The sequence below is a fragment of the Actinocrinis sp. genome (genome assembly GCF_035650855.1).
In the GTDB taxonomy this organism is placed as follows: Bacteria; Actinomycetota; Actinomycetes; order Streptomycetales; family Catenulisporaceae; genus Actinocrinis.
This window is the reverse complement of the sequence record NZ_DASRGV010000387.1, coordinates 1-12,813: the sequence shown is the minus strand read 5'-3', so window position 1 is coordinate 12,813 and position 12,813 is coordinate 1. Positions and strand designations below refer to the sequence as shown.

15 protein-coding genes and 1 pseudogene are annotated in these 12,813 nt (G+C 69.6%); 6 read left to right on the top strand and 10 right to left on the bottom strand.

The features are described from left to right. On the bottom strand, nucleotides 1-1,244 hold a 1,244-nt coding region (locus tag VFB40_RS27280; protein WP_324855693.1), incomplete at its 3' end, for a glycosyltransferase family 39 protein. A 554-nt stretch (nucleotides 1,245-1,798) separates the two neighbouring features. Here VFB40_RS27280 and VFB40_RS28850 point away from each other — a divergent pair. Continuing rightward, on the top strand, nucleotides 1,799-1,873 hold the full coding sequence (locus VFB40_RS28850) for a 50S ribosomal protein bL37 (RefSeq protein WP_414639585.1): 75 nt from the start codon (nucleotides 1,799-1,801) through the stop codon (nucleotides 1,871-1,873). 197 nt (nucleotides 1,874-2,070) lie between these two features. On the opposite strand, the gene VFB40_RS27275 is transcribed toward VFB40_RS28850, so the two are convergent. After that, nucleotides 2,071-2,343: an ABC transporter permease gene (locus VFB40_RS27275; RefSeq protein ID WP_324855691.1), complete on the bottom strand. Its 273-nt coding sequence runs from the start codon at nucleotides 2,341-2,343 to the stop codon at nucleotides 2,071-2,073. A gap of 92 nt (nucleotides 2,344-2,435) precedes the next feature. Between VFB40_RS27275 and VFB40_RS27270 the strand changes: the two genes are divergently transcribed. Both VFB40_RS27270 and VFB40_RS27265 read left to right on the top strand, forming a co-directional pair. Further along, nucleotides 2,436-2,669, top strand: a complete 234-nt coding sequence (locus VFB40_RS27270; RefSeq protein ID WP_324855689.1) for a hypothetical protein — start codon at nucleotides 2,436-2,438, stop codon at nucleotides 2,667-2,669. Next, nucleotides 2,669-3,079 carry a type II toxin-antitoxin system VapC family toxin gene (locus VFB40_RS27265; RefSeq protein WP_324855687.1) on the top strand — a complete coding sequence of 137 codons (411 nt, stop codon included), beginning with the start codon at nucleotides 2,669-2,671 and terminating at the stop codon, nucleotides 3,077-3,079. Before VFB40_RS27270 ends, VFB40_RS27265 begins: the two co-directional genes overlap by 1 nt. A 182-nt stretch (nucleotides 3,080-3,261) precedes the next feature. Here the strand turns inward: VFB40_RS27265 and VFB40_RS27260 are convergent, their stop codons facing one another. Genes VFB40_RS27260 through VFB40_RS27250 form a run of 3 tightly spaced genes read right to left on the bottom strand, consistent with a single transcriptional unit; the run spans nucleotide 3,262 to nucleotide 5,973 of the window. After that, nucleotides 3,262-4,074 (bottom strand): ABC transporter permease, encoded by an 813-nt coding sequence (locus VFB40_RS27260; RefSeq protein WP_324855685.1) that lies wholly within the window; start codon nucleotides 4,072-4,074, stop codon nucleotides 3,262-3,264. Nucleotides 4,075-4,129: 55 nt separating this feature from the next. Further along, complete coding sequence (locus VFB40_RS27255) at nucleotides 4,130-4,975, bottom strand: ABC transporter permease (RefSeq protein ID WP_324855683.1); 846 nt, start codon at nucleotides 4,973-4,975, stop codon at nucleotides 4,130-4,132. 11 nt (nucleotides 4,976-4,986) lie between these two features. Next, nucleotides 4,987-5,973 carry an ABC transporter ATP-binding protein gene (locus tag VFB40_RS27250; RefSeq protein WP_324855681.1) on the bottom strand — a complete coding sequence of 329 codons (987 nt, stop codon included), beginning with the start codon at nucleotides 5,971-5,973 and terminating at the stop codon, nucleotides 4,987-4,989. A gap of 127 nt (nucleotides 5,974-6,100) precedes the next feature. On the opposite strand from VFB40_RS27250, the gene VFB40_RS27245 reads away from it, so the two are divergent. Further along, entirely contained in the window at nucleotides 6,101-7,033 is a 933-nt protein-coding gene (locus VFB40_RS27245; protein WP_324855679.1) for an aldo/keto reductase, read from the top strand. Between the two features lie 37 nt (nucleotides 7,034-7,070). On the opposite strand, the gene VFB40_RS27240 is transcribed toward VFB40_RS27245, so the two are convergent. Both VFB40_RS27240 and mscL read right to left on the bottom strand, forming a co-directional pair. Continuing rightward, nucleotides 7,071-7,610: a DUF1003 domain-containing protein gene (locus VFB40_RS27240; RefSeq protein ID WP_324855677.1), complete on the bottom strand. Its 540-nt coding sequence runs from the start codon at nucleotides 7,608-7,610 to the stop codon at nucleotides 7,071-7,073. 83 nt (nucleotides 7,611-7,693) lie between these two features. After that, nucleotides 7,694-8,122, bottom strand: coding sequence for a large conductance mechanosensitive channel protein MscL (gene mscL / locus VFB40_RS27235; RefSeq protein WP_324855675.1), 429 nt, complete (start codon nucleotides 8,120-8,122; stop codon nucleotides 7,694-7,696). Nucleotides 8,123-8,253: 131 nt separating this feature from the next. Between mscL and VFB40_RS27230 the strand changes: the two genes are divergently transcribed. Then, nucleotides 8,254-9,204, top strand: a complete 951-nt coding sequence (locus VFB40_RS27230) for an SURF1 family cytochrome oxidase biogenesis protein (RefSeq protein WP_324855673.1) — start codon at nucleotides 8,254-8,256, stop codon at nucleotides 9,202-9,204. Here VFB40_RS27230 and VFB40_RS27225 read toward each other — a convergent pair. Continuing rightward, nucleotides 9,097-10,116, bottom strand: coding sequence for a hypothetical protein (locus VFB40_RS27225; RefSeq protein WP_324855671.1), 1,020 nt, complete (start codon nucleotides 10,114-10,116; stop codon nucleotides 9,097-9,099). The two genes, VFB40_RS27230 and VFB40_RS27225, sit on opposite strands and share 108 nt — an antisense overlap. Before the next feature lie 159 nt (nucleotides 10,117-10,275). On the opposite strand from VFB40_RS27225, the gene VFB40_RS28845 reads away from it, so the two are divergent. After that, entirely contained in the window at nucleotides 10,276-10,860 is a 585-nt protein-coding gene (locus VFB40_RS28845; RefSeq protein WP_324855669.1) for a transposase, read from the top strand. Between the two features lie 13 nt (nucleotides 10,861-10,873). Here the strand turns inward: VFB40_RS28845 and VFB40_RS27215 are convergent. Together VFB40_RS27215 and VFB40_RS27210 are read right to left on the bottom strand one after the other, a co-directional pair. Continuing rightward, a pseudogene (locus VFB40_RS27215) lies at nucleotides 10,874-11,143 on the bottom strand (TIGR03618 family F420-dependent PPOX class oxidoreductase); the annotation flags it as partial. Nucleotides 11,144-11,161: 18 nt separating this feature from the next. Then, a partial coding sequence (locus VFB40_RS27210) for an ABC transporter ATP-binding protein (protein WP_324855667.1) occupies nucleotides 11,162-12,813 on the bottom strand: 1,652 nt, incomplete at its 5' end.

The following is a 12,813-nucleotide window of genomic DNA, read 5'->3' as shown; positions in this document are numbered from 1 at the left end:
GCCACCGTGCCCACCACCGTGACGAGCGTGAAGACTCCGAGGATCGGGCCGACGCGGCGATAGTTCTCGACGACGAGCCCGGTCAGCAGCAAGCCGGACAAGCACGCGGCGGCCACGACCAGCCACCAAAGATGGTGGGGGAACACGACGCGGTCGTCGCCGTCCGGCATGACCGCCGCGTAAGCACCGTTCCACGCGAGGTAGTTACCCAGGAACAGGTTCTTCGGATGGAAATCATGGACCGTCATGACCGCGGCCACGGCGGTCAACACGGCCGCGATCTGGCTGTGCCGCCGCCAACGCCAGGGCCGAGCGGCATACGCGACCGCGGGAGCCAGCGGCAGCGCCAGTGTGAACCAGGATCGGCTGATCAGGTTCGCGGCTGTGCCCAGCGTGTGGCTGACGACGGCGTAGCTCGGCGGATCCGCCTTCGGCAACCCGCTGTGCCAGGCGTCGAACGCGAGATACAGCACCGCGGCGAGGATCGTGACGCCGATGGTCACCAGGGGACGGAGCGCACGACGGTAACGGCCGATCGCGAGCGCGCACGCGGCGATGGCCACCGGCGCTGCGCCCGATTGTTCCCGGATCGTCATGCCCCACAAACCGGAGGCCATGGACAGCGTGAACAGGAGCACCGAGCCGCGCTCCAGCGCGCGGCGGCCGAGGGCGAGACAGAGCAGCGCCGCGGTGAGCGCGGGGATGTCCGGCATGAAGGAAGTAGCCAGCAGACCGAAGCCGGGCCAGAGCGCGACCACGAGCGTGGCGTAGCCGGCGCCACGGGTCCCGAGGGCTGGCCGCGTGAGGTCGTACACCGCGGCCAGGCCGACGAGCGCGAGAGCCGCGACGAACAACTGCTGCACGACGATCGACGAGGCGAGCGGTCCTAGCACGACGAACTGGCCGACCAGCGCGGACCGGTTCCAATCTAATAGCCTGATATGCCCGGTATGTCCAAATGTCTGCGCGATCCGGCTGTAGGACCAGGCGTCGTTGTGCGGAATCGAGAGGTTGCCGGTCGCTGCGGCCACCACAACAGGAAGTAGGACGCCCAGCACGATCGCTAAGATCAAACCGGCGTGCTCAGCGGCGAAAGCTACAGAAAAGGGCGAGCCGCCACTCGGCTGTTGCGCTGCCCGGCGCCTCAGGCGACCGCGGTGAGAGGCGGCGGCGCCCTCCACGGCTAGGCTCGGCGGCCCGTCCTGCAGAGGAGACGCCAGCGGCACATGCTGCTCAGTCGTCACGTCTGCCGTGCTCAATCGTCGGCCGGCCGAATCAGATACCGTCACGTCTAGAGATCCAATTTCACGTAAGAGCGTCGTCCAGACGGGTTGCGAGCGCTTCCGGCGCCGGGTCGCCGAACTGCGCACAGTGGCGACGCCGCCACCGCGGGGCATGCGGTAACGAGGATCAGCAGGACATGTCCACCCATACCCGAACCCGAGTCGCAGCGCTCGAGACCCGCCCTGAAGTTCAAGCGGCAACTCTACCGCCGCGTCGCGAAAAGCGGGTCCGCGGTCTGATACACCGTCAGCTCGCTGGTCCACTACGCCCGACGCGCTTCGACCCGCGTCGGAGAGGCCGACCGCGGCCCACGTACGGCGGCGTGCACTCGACGAATGACGTGCCTCGACCGCGCGACAATGCCTGGTCGCTGACCTGCGGCGACGTCGGCCTCCGCCAGGCCCGAGGCGCCGCCGAGCGGCGTGTTGGGACGCGAGCTTCGACGACGACCCTAGACTGGCGAACGCCCGAAACACCCGGACGCGCCGCAGGCGCACTGACGAGGAGGAACGCCATGGCAAAGGGCGGTAACAAGAAGCGGGCCCGCAAGAAGAAGAAGGCAAACCACGGAAAGCGCCCCAACTCCTGATCGCAGACGGATGGCGCCGCGCCCCTAGAACGTTCGGGAGGCGCGGCCCTTCTCGGCTGCTTCGCGAGTCGCCGCAGGACGTGAGACGCCGACGCAGAGTGGAAACGGGCTGACCCGCGCGGGAGCGGGCGGGTGGGGACACGTAACTGCCGGCCGCAAGCCTGGTCAGACCGCTCGGTGTCGGCGCGCGCCCGCGGTCAGGACAGCAGCAGCCTACCGAGGCGGCGCGAGGCGATGCCGAGGCCGACCGCGCCGACGACCGCCAGGTATGCCGCGCGGCCGATCAGCGCGGGCTCGACGGTGCCGAGCATCAGGCCTCTGACGATCTCGATGCCCTGGTACAACGGGGTGCACTCCACGAAAACCTGCAGCCAGCGGGGATAGACGCCGAGCGGGAAGAAGGTCGTGGAGAACAGGAACATCGGCATCATGGCCAGGGTGACCCAGTCGAAGTCCTGCCAGCAAGACATGCCCGAAGATGTGTCGTGGAATTGCGCTTCGAACGACGTCGGATGCCCGGCAGGCAGGGCACGTCCGCAATCCGCCAGCTATCCTGGCTGTCATGACGGTCCTGCGCGATGAGTTCCACCGAGTCGTGGACCAACTGCCTGAAGCCGAACTGGCGCCTTTGCTCGAATACGTGCGTACGCACGCGCACCGAGCTGAAGCGGACGCGCCCGTGTGGGACGGTCCCGACTTCCTCGGCGCGTTCGCCAGCGGCCGCAGCGACATCTCCGAGCGCGCTGATGAGTTGCTGTTCAGCGAACACCCAACCGGCGGGCCCGCCGACCAGTGATGCTCTGGGACACCGGCCCGCTCTATGCGGCGTTCGATCGCGATGACAAGCACCATGCTGCCAGCGCCGCGCTAATGCTCGCCACTGCGCCACCGCTGCTTGTGCCCGCACCGGTCATGGTCGAAGTGTGCTACCACCTGCAGAAACATCTCGGGGCTCGCGCCGAGATCGCGTTCCTGCGTGCCGTCCAACACGGCCAACTCCGACTTCTCGCTCCCGAGCCTGAGGATTTCGATCGCGTCGTTGAACTGGTCGAGCAATACCAGGGCTTCCCACTTGGTGTCGTCGATGCACATGTGATGGCGATGGCGGAACGCTTGAACGTCACGATGATCGCCAGCATCGACCACAGGCACTTCCACGCTGTAAAGCTGCGTCATTGCGACGGCCTGGAATTGCTGCCGTCCTGATAGACGGATAGCGCGGAACGAACTCAGCGGGTTCAGGGCCATCTGTTTAAGCAGGCTGTCCAGGCCCAGACCAGCCGCAGACCCCAAAACACCCAGCACCCACACACTCACTGGCGGGTGGGGACACATAACCGCCGGCCGCAAGCCCGGTCAGACCGCTCGGTGTCGGCGCGCGCCCGCGGTCAGGCCAGCAGCAGCCTGCCGAGGCGGCGCGAGGCGATGGCGAGACCGACCGCGCCGACGACCGCCAGGTACGCCGCGCGGCCGATCAGCGCGGGCTCGACGGTGCCGAGCATTAGGCCTCTGACGATCTCGATGCCCTGGTACAACGGGGTGCACTCCACGAAAACCTGCAGCCAGCGGGGGTAGACGCCGAGCGGGAAGAAGGTCGTGGAGAACAGGAACATCGGCATCATGGCCAGGGTGACCCAGTCGAAGTCCTGCCAGGACCTCATGAACGTCGTGCAGGCCATGCCGAGGCCGGCAAAGGCGAAGCCGATCAGCACCGCGGCGGGTAGGGCCAGCGGCGCCCACCAGGACGGGGTCGCGCCGAAGCCGGCCGCCACGCACAGGAACGCCGCCGCGTACAGCAGGCCGCGCAGCAGCGCCCAGCCGACCTCGCCGAGCGCCACATCGCCGACCGTGAGCGGGGTGGCCAGGATCGCGTGGTAGTTCCGGCCGTACTTGATCTTGAAGAAGATGTTGAACGTGGAGTCGAAGATCGCGCCCTGCATCGCGGCGGTGGCCAGGAGCGCCGGCGCGACGAATTCGACGTAGGTGACCGGTCTGCCGCCGGGTCCGGTGACGTTCGGGATCAGCTTGCCCAGGCCGACGCCGATGGACAGCAGGTAGAAGACCGGCTCGAAGACGCCGGAGATCAGGATCAGCCACATGCGGCGGTAGGCCAGCATGTTGCGCTCGATCAGGTGCAGCGAGCGCTTCGAGCCGAGGCCGAATGCCGGGACGGCGCGGGGCGCGTAGCTGAGCGTCGTCATCGGTCTCTCGACTCCGTCCTTCGGCTTGGATCTCTTGCGGGGCTTTAGTTCCAGCTCAGCGGTAGAGCCGGCGGCGGTAGGTGATCCGGGCGATCGCGTAGCCGCCGAGCGCGAACGCGAGCAGGTAGGCGACGTGCACCAGCGACGCGGTCCAGGTCGCGCCGCCGAGGGTCAGCGAGCGGCACAGCTGCACGCCGTGCCACAGCGGGGTGGCGTACGCGATCGGGTGCGCCCACGCCGGCAGCTGTTGCCAGGGGAAGAAGGTGCCGGAGAACAGGAACAGCGGGGTCATCACGAAGCGGAACAGGGCACTGAGCGACACGTCGCTGTCCAGCGTGATCACGTACGCCATGATCGGCAGCAGGAACGCCGCACCGGTGAGCACAGAGGCGGGCCAGGCCAGGATGCCGAGGTTGGAGTGCAGGGTGCCGAACGCGCTCATGAAGGCGAAGAAGATCCCGCTGAGCGCGGAGAGCCGGACGAGCGCGAGGGCGGCGTGTCCGGCGACGACGTCCTCCGGCCGCTGCGGCGTGTTGACGGCGGCCCAGTAGTTGCCGAACCACTTGACGCTGCCGAGGACCGGGTACGTGCCCTCGCCGAACGCGGTCTGCATCGCGTTCGCGGCCAGCACTCCGGGCGCGACGAAGTCGAGGAAGCGCACGCCGCCGGGCAGGCCGCGACCGTGGTCGACGAGGGTGCCCAGGCCGAGGCCCATCGCGGTCAGGTAGAGCGCCGGACCGAAGATCGCGGACAGGACGGTGCCGCGCCAGGTGCGCCGGGAGTAGGTGACCCAGTAGCGGAATTGACGGTAGGTCAAGCGCACCGCGCCGGGAACCTGCGTGGGCGGCAGGTAGCTCGGCGCGGGCGCCGTTTCGGTAGCGGTCGGTTCGAGCGTTGTCATCGGGGCCGTCCTCAGTCGACCAGGGTGCGGCCGGTGAGGGTGAGGAAGACGTCCTCCAGCGTGGAGCGGCGCACCAGCGCGGTCACCGGCTCCAGCCCTCGTCCGCGCACGGCTTGCAGCGCCGCCTCGCCGTTGTCGACATAGAGCAGCACGCGGTCGGGCAGCACCTCGACGCGCTCGGCGACGCCGGCGGCCTTCTCCGCCGCCTGCTCCTGTTCGTCGAGCGGGAAGCGCAGCTCCAGGACCTCGCGGGTGGAGTAGCGCCCGATCAGCTCGTGCGGCGCGCCCTCGGCGGCGATGCGGCCCTTGTCCATGACCACCAGCCGGTCGCACAGCTGCTCGGCCTCGTCCATGTAGTGCGTGGTGAGGATGAGCGTCGTGCCCTGCTGCTTGAGCCGGTAGAGCCGGTCCCACACCACGTGCCTGGCCTGCGGGTCGAGGCCGGTGGTCGGCTCGTCGAGGATCAGGATCTCCGGCTCGTTGATCAGCGAGCGGGCGATGGTCAGCCGGCGCTTCATGCCGCCGGAGAGCGGCTCCACCTTGTCGTCGGCGCGGTCGGCCAGCTGCACGAAGTCCAGCAGCCGCTCGGTGCGCTCCCGGATCACGGCGCGCGGCAGCCCGAAGTAGCGGCCGTAGACGTGCAGGTTGTCGCGGACCAGCATCTCGGTGTCGAGGGTGTCCTCCTGCGGCACGACGCCGAGCCTGGCCCGGATCGCGGGGCCGTCGGCGGCCGGGTCCATGCCGAAGATCCGCAGGCTGCCGCCGGTGCTCGGGGACACGCAGCCGATCATCCGCATGGTGGTGCTCTTGCCCGCGCCGTTGGGCCCGAGGAAGCCGAACACCTCGCCGCGGCGCACCTCGAAGTCGACCCCGGCGACCGCGGTGAACGGTTCCGCGCCCTTCTTGGTGAAGCGCTTGGTCAAGGCGCGGGCCTCGATCAGGACCTCGCCAGGGACCGCCTGCGGCGAAGTTTGGGGAGGGTGCGATCGTCCAGACACCCTATCGACGCTACTGGTGCCCACCGACAAGATTCGAATGGTTTTCGGCTCAGGGCGGTGCCACGCGGGCCTTCGAAGCGGCCGCCGGTAAAGCCGGGCGCTAAGCGGGCGCTGCTAAGTTCGATCCATGGCGAAACTTGGGAACACCGATCTGGACGTCTTCGGGCTGTGCCTCGGCGGCAACGTGTTCGGCTGGTCGGCGGACGAGGACGAGTCGTTCGCGATCCTGGACGCTTACGCCGCGGCCGGGGGCAATTTCATCGACACCGCGGACGTGTACTCGCTGTGGGTTCCGGGGAACACCGGCGGCGACTCCGAGCGGATCATCGGCCGCTGGATGAAATCGCGCGGCAACCGGGACGCGATGGTGATCGCGACCAAGGTGGCCAAGCTGCCTAGCCGTCCGGGGCTGTCCGCGGCGAACATCCGCGCCGCCGCCGAAGAGTCGTTGCAGCGGCTCGGTACGGACTACATCGATCTGTATTACGCGCACGCGGATGACCCGGGCACGCCGATCGAGGAGACTCTTGGTGCGTTCGACGCGCTCGTGCGCGAGGGCAAGGTGCGGTACATCGCAGCATCGAACTTCACGGCGCCGCGGCTGACCGAGTCGCTCGCGGTTTCCGAGCGGGAGGGGCTGGCCCGGTACTCGGCGCTGCAGAACCACTACAACCTGCTGGAGCGCACCGAGTACGAGCGCGACCTGGCGCCGGTGCTGGAGCGGGAGGGCGTGCCCGGCGTGCCCTTCTACGGGCTGGCCCGCGGCTTCCTGGCCGGTAAGTACCGGCCCGGTGTGGACGTCGACTCGGTGCGTGCGGGCGGTGTCGCGCCGTACCGCAACGAGCGCGGGTACCGGGTGCTCGATGCCCTGGATCAGGTAGCGGCGGCGCACGGTACGACGGTCGCTGCGGTTTCGCTGGCCTGGCTTGCCGCGCAGCCGACGATCGCCGCGCCGATCGCGTCCGCGCGCACGCCACAGCAACTGCTCGAACTGCTGCCGTTCACCGAGCTGGCGCTGTCGGAAGAGGAGCTGTCCGCGCTGACCGCCGCCTCGGCCTAGGCACTCCCGCGCCGCGCTGCCTACACCTCCGCGCTGCCTACGCCTCCTCGGGCGCGGCCAGCCCCTGGACCATCTCCATCAGGGCGCAGACTTGCTTGTTCATCGCGTCGTGCTGCTCGGCGAGCGCGGCGAAGTTGACGGTGAGGGTTTGCAGCAGCTCGTGCGACGCGACGTCGGCCTCGTAGTCGTGTTGCGCGAGCTCGCTGGAGATCTGGTCGCTGCGCTTGGCGGCGATCAGCAGAATCGCGCCCTGGAGCGCGGCGACGCAGGAGAGCAGGAGGTTGAGCAGGATGAAGGGGTACGGGTCGAACGTGTGGTGATGCTCGTGCGCGATCAGGCCGTTGACGATCATCCACAGGGCCAGGAACGCGCAGGCGGCGAACACGAACGCCCACGAGCCCATGCCGTTGCGCATCTTGTCGGCGGCGCGTTCGCCGAGGGTGAGCTGGTCGCCGGTGCGTACGTCCGGGTTCCATTTCCAGCCGCGCTTGATGACGCGCGCCGCGCCCTTAGCCGAGGCGGATATACGCACGCGCGCCTGGCCGCCGATGGAGCCCATGCCCCCTTGGGAATTCATGCCCGAAGTCTGGCACGCCCGGTACCCGCGTCGAGGCACCGGACGTGAAGACTCTGACACCACGATCCAGCGCGGGCGAACGGTTACTCCCGCTCGAAGCCCGTACCGACGCCGGCGGACGGAGCGCGGCCGTCGCGCAGCGCGTCGCGGATCTGGGCGAGCAGTTCGAGCTCAGACTCGGCGGGCGGGGGCACATCCGGGACACCCTGACGGCGCTTGCGCATCTTCTCGAAGTGGTTGAGCGGGGCGACGATCAGGAAGTAGACGCCGAGGGCGATCAGCAGGAAGGAGATCACGGCGGTGATGAACTTGCCGTAGAAGATCTGCGAGTGGTTCACCGTGAACAGCAGCTTGGTGTAGTCCTGCTTGCCGAAGATCGCGGTGATCAGCGGCATGATGACGTCCGAGGCCAGCGAGGTGATCACCGCGCCGAAGGCCGCGCCCATGACCACCGCGACCGCCAGCTGGACGACGCTTCCGCGCATGATGAACTCTTTGAAGCCTTTGATCATGGTGGGTTTCCCTTCGGCACGGACGCGGACGCGCCCTCGTAGCTGTACAACAACCAGAGAAACGACCGGTCGCGCAAGGGGTCACCGGGCCCGGTGCTGAACCCGCACGGCCCGCGTTGTACCGTCGTTCGGTGCGCTCGTACCGCTTTGTCTTCACGCCGAAGTGGCTGGCTTTCCACGCGCTTACCTGGTTCGTGCTGATCCCGGCCTTCATCGGGCTCGGCCAGTGGCAGCGTGACCTGTGGAAGGACCGTGCCGACTCACAGGGCGTGGTGCTCGGCGCGCTGGCCGCCGCGCCGGTGCCGCTGGACTCGGTCAACCCGACCGGGCACACCGTCACGCAGAGCCAGCAGTGGAAGATGGTCTCCGCGACCGGCCGGTACGACACGGCGCACCAGTTCATGGTCCGCAACCGCTCGCAGAACCAGCAGCCGGGCTGGTTCGTGGTGACCCCGCTGGTGCTCGCGGACGGCACGGCAGTGCTGGTCAACCAGGGATGGGTACCCGAATCGACCACGGGGATGGTGACGACGGCCCCCGCGTTCCCGCCGGTGCCGTCCGGGACGGTCACGGTGTCCGGTTCGCTGCAGCCGGACGAGACGACGGCGGACACGCGGATCAAGGACGACACGGCGCAGCTTCCGGCGGGCGAGATCGCGCTGATCACGCGCGGCGACCTGACTTCGCGGGTACCGCATCCGCTGCGCGACGGCTCGGTCCGGCTGACGTCGAGCACTCCGGCGAACACGGCCGCCGGCGCCGCCCAGCCGGTGCCGAACCCGACCTACGACAACACGATGTACATCGCCTACATGGTGCAGTGGTGGGTCTTCGCCGTGGTGATGCCGGTGACCTGGTTCCTGCTCATCCGGCGGGAGGCCGGCGACCGGCTGATCGCGGCGCAGGAGGCCGCGGCCGCCGCGGCAGAACCGGCTGCCGCAGAACCGGCTGCGGCCGAGCCGGGAGCGCCGGAGTCAGTTGGCGCCGGGGTGCCCGCCGCCGATGCGGAGGCGGTCAAGGAGCGCGGCAAACCGGTCGCTGGGGAAGAGCTGGAGGGTCTCCCCCACGCTGTCGGAGGGTAGCCGGGTCAGCGTCCCGCCCTGCCACCAGTAGAGCTGGTCGGAGATCGGCCCGGGACAGGTCTCGAACTGCCGGGCGGCGAAGCGCAGCAGCGTTCCGGCGGCGGCGACCACGGCCGCCGACTCGATGGGGTGCACGGCGATCAGGTGCCGGTGCGGCAGAACGACCAGCGCGCCGTTGGCCTCGACGTAGCCGGGCATGCCGGCCAGGTGCTCGGCGAGCCAGAGCACGTGCGTCGCGGTGTAGTGGCTCGGGCCGAAGAGGGCGACGAGTTCGGTGCCGTCGATCGTGAAGCGCTCGGCCTCCATCCTGGTGTCGCGGCGCACGTTGGCCCGCGCGGCGTCGAACACGACGTGCTCGGCCACGCCCCAGCCGAGGGCCTCGCCCACCGGCACCAGTTCACCGCCGATCGGATCGCCGTTTTGAGCGATTCCGTTCCCGTTGAGCGGCGCTTCGGTGATCACCGCCTCCAGCAGGCCGTCGGCCACGACGCGTTGCAGCGCGCCGGTGAGGGCGGTGTCGGCGCAGTCCGCGGGCAGGATCCGGGCCCGCAGCGGTTCCCGGACGCGCTGCCAGAGCGAGCCCTCCGCGTCCGCCTCCCGGCCGGCGCCGCCGGACGCGCCGTTTCGCAGGCTGCTGACGTAGTGCTCGATCAGCTCGGGCCAGTCGGCCTTCGGGCTTTCGCGCATCCGCTCGCGCAGCGGGGCGAGGTCGACCGCGGTGCCCGGCCACGGCCGGTCGGTCCCGCCGACCTCGAGCCGGTCGCGCGCCACCACCCGCCAGCGCAGTCCCCGGCCGCGCAGTTCCACCTCCAGCAGGCCGAGCAGCGCTGTGGCCACCTCGTCGCCGAGCGGCCACAGCGAATCCGGCAGCGACCCCGGATCGGCCTCTGAGCCTTCGTCAGATGCGGGCACGGGACGCAGTGTAACCGTCACTGTGCGCGCTCCCGGCCGTGGTTCGTGTCACACGGCAACAGTTGGCCACGCGCACGCGCGCGGAACCCGTTACCCGCGGCCGGATTGCCCGTTGTACTGGTTGTGTCAGAGTCGTCTGCTGTTCCCAGCTTCCCGTCCGTGCGCGCGTCCGCGCCCCCGCCCGCGGCGCAGCTGCGCCCACGGGCTCCGCGCGGCCCGGCGGGGCTGGGTCCGCTGAGTCCGAGCGGGATCGGCGCGCCGATGCTCGGTTCCGGCCTGCCGGGTGTGCCGCGGCCGCGCCGCGCCGGGCTGCCGCGCACCGACCCGGTTATCACCGACGCAGTGTGGGAGCGGGTCGAGCCGCTGATCCCGCAGCGGGCCCGCCGCCGCCGCTACCCCGGGCGCAAGCCGCTGGACGACCGCGCCGTGCTGACCGGGATCCTGGTGGTGCTGGCGCGCGGCATCGGATTCGAGCGGCTGCCGAAGGAACTCGGCTTCGGTTCCGGGATGACCTGCTGGCGGCGGCTGCGCGACTGGCAGCAGGCGGGGGCGTGGAACGCGATCGCCGCGGAGCTGGCGCGCGGGCTGCCGGACGGCGACCGGATCGACTTCGACCGGGTCGCGGCGAGCGGCGCCGACGCCGAGTCCGAGTCCGCGCCTCCGGTGACCCGGCGGCCGGTCACGGCGAAGGCCAAGCACCCCTCCCCCGTCGCCGCCGAGTTCGGCATGACGCTGCTGCGCTGAGCGGGCGTCCGGTTCAGGCGGAGAAGCTGTCGACCTTGTGCGGCGTCACTTTGACGATCACGCGCTCGACCTGCGCCGATTCGGGCATCGGGTCCTGGCCCAGGTACTTGTGCGAAAGCCGCAGCGGCAGGGCCTTGTCCGGGTCGTCCATCAGCTCTGCGGCGCCGCGGATCTCCATGCTCTGATACGGGTTGGCCGGGTCGGAGACGGTGAGGCTGACCCGCGGGTCGCGGGCGAGGTTGCGCACCTTCTGGCGGTTCCTGGTCGCCGAGAACACGACGGTGTCGCCGTTTCTTCTAGATCAAGCGATCGGCTGCGTCGCGGATTCCTGATGGGCGAACTGGGTGCGGTAGAGATCCGCGTACAAGCCGTCGGCGGCGAGCAGCTGCGCGTGCGTGCCGCGCTCGACGATGCTGCCGCCGTCGACCACGAGGATCTGGTCGGCGTCGCGGACGGTGGAGAGTCGGTGCGCGATGACGAGGGAGGTGCGGCCGCGCAGGGCGCTGGCGAGGGCGTGCTGGACCGCGGCCTCGGACTCTGAGTCCAGGTGCGCGGTGGCCTCGTCGAGCACCACCACGTCCGGGGCCTTGAGCAGCAGCCGGGCGATGGCGATGCGCTGCTTCTCGCCGCCGGAGAGCCGGTAGCCGCGGTCGCCGACGACCGTGTCGAGCCCGTCGGGCAGCGAGGCGACCAGGTCCCAGATCTGCGCGTCCTTGAGCGCCTGCACCAGCTCGGCCTCGGTCGCCTCCGGGCGGGCGTAGAGCAGGTTGTGGCGGATCGTGTCGTGGTACATGTGCGCGTCCTGAGTCACCACGCCGATCCGCTCTCGCAGGGAGCTGAGTTGCGCGTCGCGCACATCCAGCCCGCCGACACGCACGCTGCCGCCGGTCACGTCGTAGAGCCTGGCCGCGAGCGCGGTGATCGTCGTCTTGCCCGCCCCGGAGGGCCCGACCAGCGCGGTCATCGTGCCGGGCTCGGCGCGGAAGCTCAGGTCGCGCAGCACCTGCGCGGAGGGCGCCTGGTCGAGTACGGCCACTGATTCGAGCGAGGCGAGGGAGACCTCCGCCGCGGTCGGGTAGCGGAAGGCCACGTGTTCGAACTCGATGACCGGCGTTCCCGGCGGGACCGGCGCGGCCTCGGGCCGCTCGGTCACCATCGGCGGCAGGTCGAGCAGCTCGAAGACCCGGTCGAAGGAGACCAGCGCGGTCATCACGTCCACGCGCACGTTCGCCAGCGCGGTCAGCGGGCCGTAGAGGCGCCCGAGCAGCCCGACGAGCGCGAGCATGGTGCCGAGGGAGAGGTGCCCGCTCACGGCCATCCGCCCGCCGATCAGGTACACCATCGCGGTGGCGAGCGCGGCGACCAGGGTCAGCGAGGTCATGAAGCCGCTGCTGGAGACGGCGACCCGCACGCCGATGCCGCGCACCCGGTCGACTTTCGCCGCGTAGAGCGCGTCATCCTCCTCCGGGCGGCCGAACAGCTTGGCCAGCAGCGCGCCGGAGACGTTGAACCGCTCGGTCATCATCGTGGACATGTCCGCGTTCAGCTGCATCTGCTCGCGGGTCATCTGCTGGAGCCTGCGGCCCATCCATTTGGCCGGAAGGACGAAGATCGGCAACAGGATCAGCGCGAGCAGGGTGATCTGCCAGGACAGCACGAACATGGTGATCCCGGTCAGCAGCAGCGAGACCAGATTGGACACGACGCTGGAGAGCGTGGAGGTGAACGCGCGCTGCGCGCCGAGCACGTCGCTGTTGAGCCGCGAGACCAGCGCACCGGTCTCGGTGCGTGTGAAGAAGGCGATCGGCATGCGCTGTACATGCGCGAAGACTTTGGTGCGCAGCAACGCGATCAGGCCTTCGCCGATGCGCGCGGACAGGTAGCGCGAGACGAGGCCGACCGCGGCGTCGAGCAGGGCGATGCCGGCGACGAGGAGTGCGAGGAAGGTGACCA

Coding starts and splice junctions, on each gene's coding strand:
- VFB40_RS27275 (WP_324855691.1), bottom strand. CDS start 2,343: ATGTCTTGCTGGCAGGACTTCGACTGGGTCACCCTGGCCATGATGCCG.
- VFB40_RS27270 (WP_324855689.1), top strand. CDS start 2,436: ATGACGGTCCTGCGCGATGAGTTCCACCGAGTCGTGGACCAACTGCCT.
- VFB40_RS27265 (WP_324855687.1), top strand. CDS start 2,669: ATGCTCTGGGACACCGGCCCGCTCTATGCGGCGTTCGATCGCGATGAC.
- VFB40_RS27260 (WP_324855685.1), bottom strand. CDS start 4,074: ATGACGACGCTCAGCTACGCGCCCCGCGCCGTCCCGGCATTCGGCCTC.
- VFB40_RS27255 (WP_324855683.1), bottom strand. CDS start 4,975: ATGACAACGCTCGAACCGACCGCTACCGAAACGGCGCCCGCGCCGAGC.
- VFB40_RS27245 (WP_324855679.1), top strand. CDS start 6,101: ATGGCGAAACTTGGGAACACCGATCTGGACGTCTTCGGGCTGTGCCTC.
- VFB40_RS27240 (WP_324855677.1), bottom strand. CDS start 7,610: ATGAATTCCCAAGGGGGCATGGGCTCCATCGGCGGCCAGGCGCGCGTG.
- mscL (WP_324855675.1), bottom strand. CDS start 8,122: ATGATCAAAGGCTTCAAAGAGTTCATCATGCGCGGAAGCGTCGTCCAG.